A 9111-nucleotide genomic window follows, 5' to 3' on the forward strand; every position below is an offset into this window, starting at 1 on the left:
CCCGACGATACGGTCACGTTAAGGGTTATTGGCGTTGCGCATTGCCCTGCATTCGGCGTAAAGACGTAGCTTCCGCTCGCGGTATTGTTGATTGCCGATGGATTCCACGTTCCGGTGATGCCGTTGGGCGAAGTCGTGTTCAACATGGGTGCCGTCGTTCCAGTACACAGCGAAAGCGCGGTCGCAAAATCAGGGACGATGCTGTTGCCGATACTTACCGTGATTTGGTCGGTAATGGTCGCGCCGCACGCATTGGTGGCCGTCAACGTCAGCGTGATCGGGCCCGCGTTTGGAATCGTATAAACCGTGTTGAGTGTATCGGTATTGGAGAAGCTTCCCGAAGTCGCCGACCATTGTACCAATTGTTGGCCTTGCGCTGCCCCCGACAAGTTTAATGTCGCACCCGCGCATCCACTTAAGGTAGCAGGTCCGGCATCGACCGTAAAAGGAGGGACGGGCGCCGAGCAACCGTTGTTGATGTAAGTTGGTGTTCCCGCAGCATTGAAAAGTACCGTGGCGCCATCGGCCGGAACGGTAGCCCCTGCGGTGTCGATGAGCAGGGAACGGTCGTAGGTGACTGTATCGGAACAACTTCCAAAAGAAATGATCAGCGTGCGCAATCCGCTGCCAGAATTCGCGAAATGGCCTGAGCCTGTCGAAGGATTGTTCTGGAACAAGACGTACATGTCTTCGGTCAGGGCGCCGAACGAATTGAGCGCCGTATCAAAATTAAAGCTCGTGATCAGTATGACTGTTGCGTTGGCCGGCAGTATCCCGCTTGTGGGTTCAATCAGTTGGCCACATCCGCCTGCGTCGAGGATATCGCCGTTGAGCGTGGCGACGCTGGCCGCCGTGGTCCCGTTTTGAACAAGTCCTTGCCATGGGTTGTTAGGCCAGTCGACCATCAGCGTTGCGGTGTTGAGCGGAGCGTTGCCCACCTTGAACCGCACCATTTCGTTGAGGCCTTCTTGCCCGCCACAGGCATCGACCAGGATGCTTTCTATTTCGAAACACTGACCGAAACTCGATTGTAAGACCGTAAAATAAAGGCCAAGACACAAAGCCCATTTGAGCAACATCGCTTTTTTCATTTCAATTTTTTTAAACCGGCGAAAGTTAGCGGTGTTGTTTAAATTCTCGGGTACCGGGAAATTATCAAATCGTTATTTTCAAAATGGCGCTTTTTGCGGAAAATCGGGCCTAAGCGCAAAATATTGGTCTTGCGAAGCATTTGTTGACAAGGAGTAATCGACCAACTGTTTCTAAAATCCGACCAACAACATGTTTACAATTCAATAACCATCAATTAATGCAACTTCCTCATTGTCATAACATTGCCAACCTAGCTTTGTCGTCGATCAAAACAAGAACACATGAAGTCAGTATTACAACTCATTTTCAAAGCATTGGGTGTTGCCTTGCTGTTGATGGGCAACCCCTTGAAAGCACAAATCGCGGTTTGGAATTACGAACCGCAACAAGGTGCGCTGGCCAGTCCAACGGCCAACATAGGAACCGGGTCTTCGAACGTCGTGAACCTGGGTGGCGGCGCGATAGGGCTAATGCTCAGAACCGGTATGGCAGGTACGGGGTGCGGGACGCAAAACGGCGCCAACGCCTGGGCGCTCGAAGGATTCGACCCGGGGTCGGTCAACGAGGGCAACGGCGTACAGTTCAATGCCAGTACGGCAACCTACGGAAACATTATCGTGACCTGGGACCAGCGCTGGTCGAACACGGCGGCCAATACCCTGCGTTTGCAGTATACCACCAACGGTTCGACGTGGAATAACTTTACGATGACTACGGGCAACACATCGTTTTGCAACGGCTCGATCAACGCCAACGGTTGCTTCGAGACCAACACGGTGGGCGAGCAGTACCGCCGCATCAGCGTCAACCTTTCGGCGCTCACCGCGGTGAACAACAACCCGAATTTTGGCGTACGTATCGTGGCGGCGCATTACCAATCTACAGGCCAGTTCAGGCAATGCCTCAGTCCGGGGTCTGTTGCGAACCCGGCGGGGACATGGCGTTTCGACAACGTGACGATTTCGGGTACGTTGATGCCGGGCCCGAATCCGTCGGTCATGTCAGGAACTACGGCAACTTGTGCGGGAACGCCGGTCAACATCCGCGTCAACATCACCGGAGGAGCCAGCCCGTATACGCTGGTTTACACCGACGGCACTTCGAATTTTGCCGTCAACAACTACATCAGCAATACCAATATTTCGGTGAATCCGGGTTCGACGCGCACCTATTCGATTGTTTCGGTTACCGATGCCAACGGGATAGCGGGCACGGGCAATTCGGGCAACGCGGTCATTACGGTCCATCCGCTTCCGACAGTATCGGCCAACAACATCACGACCTGCGCGACAGGCGCCGTGACCCTCACAGGCGGAAGCCCAGCAGGCGGTACCTATAGCATCCCGAACCCCTACAGCGGCCCAACGACAACGTTCACCTATACCTATACCAACGCCAACGGCTGCCCCCAAACCAGCGCCGTACGAACGTTTACGCGCAACACCGCGCCTTTGATCACGACGCAACCGTCTACGGCAACGCAAACCGTTTGTCAAGGGGCGCCGTTTGGTGTGGTTTCGATCGTCGCGAGCGGGTCGGGCACGCTCACCTATCAATGGTACAGCAACACGACCAATTCGACCACGGGCGGAACACCGCTTACCAGCGCCGCACACCAGGCCAATGGTTCGAGAACCGCTACCTACCTGCCTTTTTCGACCACCATCGGGACGTTGTATTACTATGTTGTGGTTACCAACAGTTGTACGAGTGTCAAAAGTGTGAACGCCACGGGTGCCTTTGTCGTAACACCGCCGACTGTTGCCGGGACGGTGACCGACAACCAAATCATTTGCGCCGGAAGTACGCCGGGTGATTTGACGCTTTCGGGGCAATCGGGATTGGTGGTGCGCTGGCAAAAAGCGCTCGACGCGGGGTTTACGACGGGCGTACAGGGCATCGCCAGTACATCGACGACTTTAACCGGGGCACTTATGGGTACGATTACCCAAACCACGTATTTCCGCGCGTTTGTGCAAAATTCGGGTTGTTCCGAATTGCCGACCGCGCCCGTCGAAGTAGAAATCAAATCGACCACCTGGAACGGCACCTGGACCGACGGACCTCCCGATGCTTCGGTGACGGCCATTTTTGCCGCCGATTACCTTTCGGCGGGCGACCTCGAAGCGTGTTCGGCCACGATACTGGCGGGGAATGTGGTGTTCGATACCGATCACACGCTCACGTTGCAGGACGGACTGTATGTGACCGGGGGCACGATGACTTTTGAAAACAACGCCAGCCTGGTACAAATCAACGATGTGGCCAACACGGGCAACATCCAGTACAAACGCAACACGACACCGGTTTTGCGCTACGACTATACCTATTGGTCTTCGCCTGTCGAAATGCAGATTTTGGCGAGCTTTTCGCCCCTGACCCTGTCCGACAAATATTTCTGGTGGAATCCGACCATCTACAATTGGGAACTCATTACGACACCGGGCATCACGCCGATGGAAGTCGGGAAGGGCTATATCATCCGCGCGCCGCAAACGTTCGCTATTGCATCGACCGACATTTTTGAAGGCGTGTTTACGGGAGTTCCAAACAACGGCGATTATCCCGTATCAATTACTGTGACGGGCGCCAACAATTTGAATTTGCTCGGCAACCCGTATCCGAGTGCGCTCGATGCCGATGCGTTCATGTCCGATCCCGACAATGGGGCGGCCATTGGCACCGGCACATCGATTTATTTGTGGACGCACAATTCGCCCATCCTCAACTATGAGTATGCGGCCAATGACTATGCGACGTACAACTACACAGGCGGTACGGGAACTGCGGCGGCTGTTGCGACGGGCATCAACAACAACATTCCGAACGGTTACATTGCGGCGGGCCAAGGGTTTATGGTCAAGGGGCTCGCGAGCGGTTCGGCCATTTTCAAGAACAGCATGCGCGTGGGGGGAAGCAACGGACAGTTTTTCAGGACACAAACGCGTCAAAAAGAGCGTGTCTGGCTCGAACTCAAGAACGCCAACGGGGCCTACAAGCAAGCGCTTGTGGGTTACATCGAAAACGCGACCGACGGGATCGACGCGGGGTTCGACGCCGAACTGATCGAAGCGGGCAATCCGGTGGCCTTTTATTCGCTGATCGACCAAACCAAACTGACCATTCAGGGACGTGCCTTGCCGTTTGACGCTTCGCACCGCATCCCAATGGGATACCGCACCAACGTGGCGGGCAATTTTAAAATCGATTTGGCGCAGTTCGACGAGGCGTTTGCCGATCGCGAGATTTATGTAGAGGATTTGTTGCTGGGCATCGTCCACAATCTAAAGCAAGGCGCTTATGGGTTTGCGACACAAGTTGGTACGTTCGACACGCGTTTTGTGTTGCGCTTCACCGATGTTGCACTCGGTACGGTCAAACAAACATCGAAAGACGGGCTTGTGGTGTATACGCAAGCCGATCAGGTGTTGGTTCATTCGGGCCCGCAAAAAATACAAGACGTCAAGGTATTCGACGTTCGCGGACGTTTGCTGGCTGGCAAAGACCGTGTCAATGCGACGCAAACGGCCATCGATCTCCCCGCCGCACGCCAGGTCTTGCTCGTACAGGTGACAACCGAAAGCGGCGAAATCGCCCACCGAAAGATCGTCCACTGACGGCATGTCCTTTTCATAGGATCATCACACCAAGGCAACCCAAAACGGGTTGCTTTTTTGTTAACCGCCAGCTAACATTTTCTTTTCATAATTAACTATCTGATAACCATTTCTTTCCTGTATTTAAGTCGTAAGCGGATAATTTTATGCCTCAAAACTTTTTTAAATTACAACCAATGAATTTAACTTTAGCTCGAAAGCACCTCGGCACCTTGTGGCTGTTGCTGCTTTTTTTTGCCACAGGGATTTCCTGGGCGCAGGTAAGTATAGGCAGTTTGCCGTATACGAAGACCGACAATTTTAACTCCTACAACGGGTCAGGACCGGCGGCTTTGCCAACCGGCTGGACGATGTTGGGAGCAACCAACTACCGCGGACAGGGAACAGGAACATCAAACACCGGCGGATTTTATGCGTTCGGCAGCGGATCGGATTACTCGCTTGGCGCGCTCCGATCGTCTTCTAACAACTACACCTACGCGGTCAGTTTCACCAACAATACGGGCAGTACGATCACCCAACTCGTGATTTCGTGGAATTACGAGCAATGGCGCTACGCCAACACCAGTGGTTGGGATTGTACGGGAACCGGCGCCTTGGCATCGAATGCCACGCTGAACGGGAAAGATTTTGTCGGGTCGGCTTCGGGAACAAGCGGCTCGGTGACCACCACGGCGGTTGCATCGTTTACGTTGTCGGGGTTGAGCATCGCCAACGGACAAACCTTCGGGATCCAATGGGTCACCACCGACCAAGGCAGTTCGGACAACGGGGTTTCGATCGACGACTTTAGCCTTCAGGCCAGCGGTTCGGGCGGCCCGCAAAACCAAACGATCACTTTCAATGCATTGACTTCGCAAACCTATGGCGTTGCCCCCTACCTGCTTTCGGCGACTTCGACATCGGGACTTACCGTGTCGTTCGCCAGCTCCAATACGAATGTTGCGCAAATTTCGGGTAATACGATCACGATCGTAGGAGCCGGATCGACGAACATTACAGCGTCGCAAGCTGGAAACGCCGGTTTTAACCCTGCCACAAATGTCGTGCGTGCGCTTACGGTAAACCCTAAAACCATCACGGCTACTGGCGCAGTTGCATCCGACAAATCGTACGACCGTTCCACATCGGCCAACATTACGGGCGCCATAGCCCAAGGCTTGGTTGGAACCGACGAGATCACGGTGACAGGCGGCGGCAATTTCGACGATTTTAACGTAGGCGATAACAAGCCGGTCACGGCGGCACTGACGTTGTCGGGTACCAAGGCATCGAGTTACACGCTAACGCAGCCCGTCGGGTTGTCGGCCAGCATCACGCCAAAAGACCTTACGATTGCCGGTGCGGCCGTCGCGAACAAACCTTACGACGGCAATACTTCGGCCACACTCATCGGTACGTTAAACGGCGTGATATCGCCAGACGATGTGGTGCTTTCGGCCTTGGCCAGTTTTGAATTTCCGTTTGCAGGGACGGGCATTCCTGCGATATCAGAAGCTTTCCTGGTAGGCGCCGATATCGCCAACTACAACCTGGTGCAACCCACTGGGCTTGCTGCCGACATCACGCCAAAACAGCTTACCGTAGTAGGTGCGCTGGCGCTCAACAAAGTATACGACGGCAACACCGATGCGGTGATTACCGGTACGCTCGACGGCGTCATTGCGCCCGATGAAGTGATCTTCAACGGGGTAGGGATTTTCGAATCGCCGAACGTGGGCACCGAAATCCCGGTCGAATCAGTGTCGTTTTTGACAGGCGATATTGCCAACTACGAACTGGTACAACCTACCGGACTTTTTGCGACGATTTCTGCCGAGGCATTGCTTCCGCAGGAAATTACCTTCAATCCATTGGCCGACGCCTATTACGGCGACGCCAATTTTAACCTCGACGCTACGGCAAGTTCTGCATTGGCGGTGACCTATGCCAGCTCTGATGAGAACATCGCGACGGTTTCTGGACACACCGTTACTGTTGTAGGCGTGGGATCTACCATCATCACCGCGATGCAATCGGGCGATTCGACCTATGACATGGCCATTCCGGTATCGCAAACCTTGAATGTCTTGCCCAAAGAACTCACCATTGCCAACCTGATCGTGTCGGACAAAATTTACGACGGGACCGATGCCGTTTCGCTTTCGGCCGATCTCGAAGGCGTGGTCGGTTCAGAAGATGTAACCCTTATTTTCACCGCGGCGTTTTCGTCGGTCAATGTAGGCACCGACGTGCCGGTCAATGCGAGTTTCTCGCTCCAGGGCAACGACATAGCCAACTACACGCTCACGCAGCCAACCGATTTGTCTGCCGATATCACGGCAAAGACCCTTACCATCGATTCGGTTGTCGCCAACGACAAACCGTATGACGGCTCGACCGCGGCAACGCTGAGCAACATTACGTTCTCTGGTAACGTAGCAGGCGACGACGTCACGCTTTCGGGCAACGGACAGTTTGCCGATGCCAATGCAGCGCAGGACATTGCCGTGACCGTGACACTTGCACTGGACGGCGCGCAAGCGGGCAACTACTCGTTTACACAACCCGCGGGGCTTTCGGCCGACATTACTCCGCTGGTCTTGACCATTTCGGGATTGTCGGTAGAAGACAAAATCTATGACGCGACCGATGCGGCTACATTAAACGGTTCGGGTACGCTCGAAGGGGTGATTAATGCCGAAGACGTGACGCTTGGCGGCAGCCCATCGGCTACATTCAACAACGCCAGTGTGGGTGTGAACAAACCCGTCACGATAGCTGGATTTACACTTTCTGGAACGGGTGCTCAAAATTACACACTCGAGGGCGCTGCGGGCTTGACGGCCGATATCACGGCCAAGTCTGTGACGGTATCGGGTGCTGTCGCCAATGCTAAACCTTATGATGGAACTACGGCGGCAACGCTTTCTGATACAGGCGTTCTTTCGGGCGTAGAGCCAACCGATGAAGGGCAGGTCAGCGTTTCCAACGTTGCGACTTTTGCCTCATCGGCCATTGGCAACAACATTGCGGTGACGCTTGCTTTAACGGGCACTAAAGCACCGAACTACAGCTTGACCCAACCGGGCATTACGGCCAGTATCACTGCGGGCCCTTGCGCGCCGAGTACCGTCACCTGGAACTTCAATACCGCCAGCCCATCGAGCGCGGCGGTGGCCAACCTGAGCGTTTCGGCACTTTCGCAAGGCAACAACAACGGCTCGACCACCCTGATTACGTCGACCAGCGCGTCGAACAATGCCGGGGCATCGGGCGGGAACAATGCAGGAGCCGCCGCCAGGACGGGTGCGCTGAGCCTTGCCACGTCGGCATACTTTGAATTCAGCTTGACACCAGCCACGGGCTACACCGCCCGATTGACCGGGATCAACTTCGGGTCGCGTTCCACAGGGACCGGTCCGCAGGCCTATGCGATCCGTTCAAGTCTTGACAACTATGCGACAAACCTGGCATCGGCATTCATGTCGGCCAATTCGACCTGGAGCGCCCATACACCGTCGTTGACTGCAACGTCGGGCAATCCGGGAACTCAGGTCACGTACCGCATCTACGGATACAACGGTACGGGTTCTCCGGCATCGGGTACGGCCAACTGGCGTATCGACGACTTGAATCTTGCCGTGACGGTAGCGGCCGGCTTGTCGAGCAGTACTTCGGCAACGGCTTGCAGCGGATCGCAATTCGACTACCAGCCGACCTCTGCGGCTTCGGGTGCTTCATTCTCCTGGACCAGAGCGGCCGTGACAGGAATCGACAATCCGGCGGTAACCTCGCCACAGGATGGTGCGATTGCCGAAACGTTGGTCAACACGACAGCCAGTGCAATCAATGTGGTTTATGTGTACCAGGTGGCGGCAGGAACTTGCTATGCTGCGCAAAACGTGACCGTGCAGGTACTCCCTGGATCATTGGGCGGTACGGTTGATGGCGGCACCGCTGTTTGTGCGGGTGCCAACAACACGACGCTTACCCTTTCAGGACAACGCGGCGTCGTGGTTCGTTGGGAGTCGTCAACCACCGCCGATTTTACCGAAAATCTGACACCGATAGCCCATACTTCGACGACCTACAATGCCATCAATGTTGCTACTGGTACTTATTACCGTGCGGTGGTGTCCAACGGTGGATGCGCCGAAGCTTTTAGCGCCGTTGCCTTCATCGGCATCAACGAGCTGTTTCCTTTTTATACCGATGCCGATGGCGACGGTTATGGAACAGGAGAAGCTGTGATGGTTTGTGCGGTCGATGCCAACACACCGCCGACTGGTTATGCGGCCGAAGAAGGTGATTGCGACGACCAAATCGCGGCCATCAACCCAGGTGCTGCCGATATCCCTTACAACGGCGTAGACGACGATTGCGACGGCACGATCGACGAGACCGGTACGGTCACGACGAC

The 9111-nt window shown here is 55.0% G+C and carries 2 protein-coding genes and 1 pseudogene; 2 read left to right on the forward strand and 1 reads right to left on the reverse strand.

The genetic code is table 11. The features are described 5' to 3' along the window. Positions 1-1091: pseudogene (locus tag BLP55_RS16990) on the reverse strand (hypothetical protein); the annotation flags it as partial. A gap of 282 nt (positions 1092-1373) precedes the next feature. Here BLP55_RS16990 and BLP55_RS08870 point away from each other — a divergent pair. Then, on the forward strand, positions 1374-4709 hold the full coding sequence (locus BLP55_RS08870) for a hypothetical protein (protein ID WP_091142160.1): 3336 nt from the start codon (positions 1374-1376) through the stop codon (positions 4707-4709). 176 nt (positions 4710-4885) lie between these two features. Beyond that, the coding region (locus BLP55_RS08875; RefSeq protein ID WP_170826825.1) for a YDG domain-containing protein at positions 4886-9111 on the forward strand (4226 nt) is incomplete at its 3' end.

Origin of the sequence: Flavobacterium caeni (assembly GCF_900101895.1) — a bacterium.
In the GTDB taxonomy this organism is placed as follows: domain Bacteria; phylum Bacteroidota; class Bacteroidia; order Flavobacteriales; family Flavobacteriaceae; genus Flavobacterium; species Flavobacterium caeni.

Bases quoted from the DNA above. Each gene is read 5' to 3' on its own strand.
- BLP55_RS08870 (WP_091142160.1), top strand. From the start codon at position 1,374: ATGAAGTCAGTATTACAACTCATTTTCAAAGCATTGGGTGTTGCCTTG.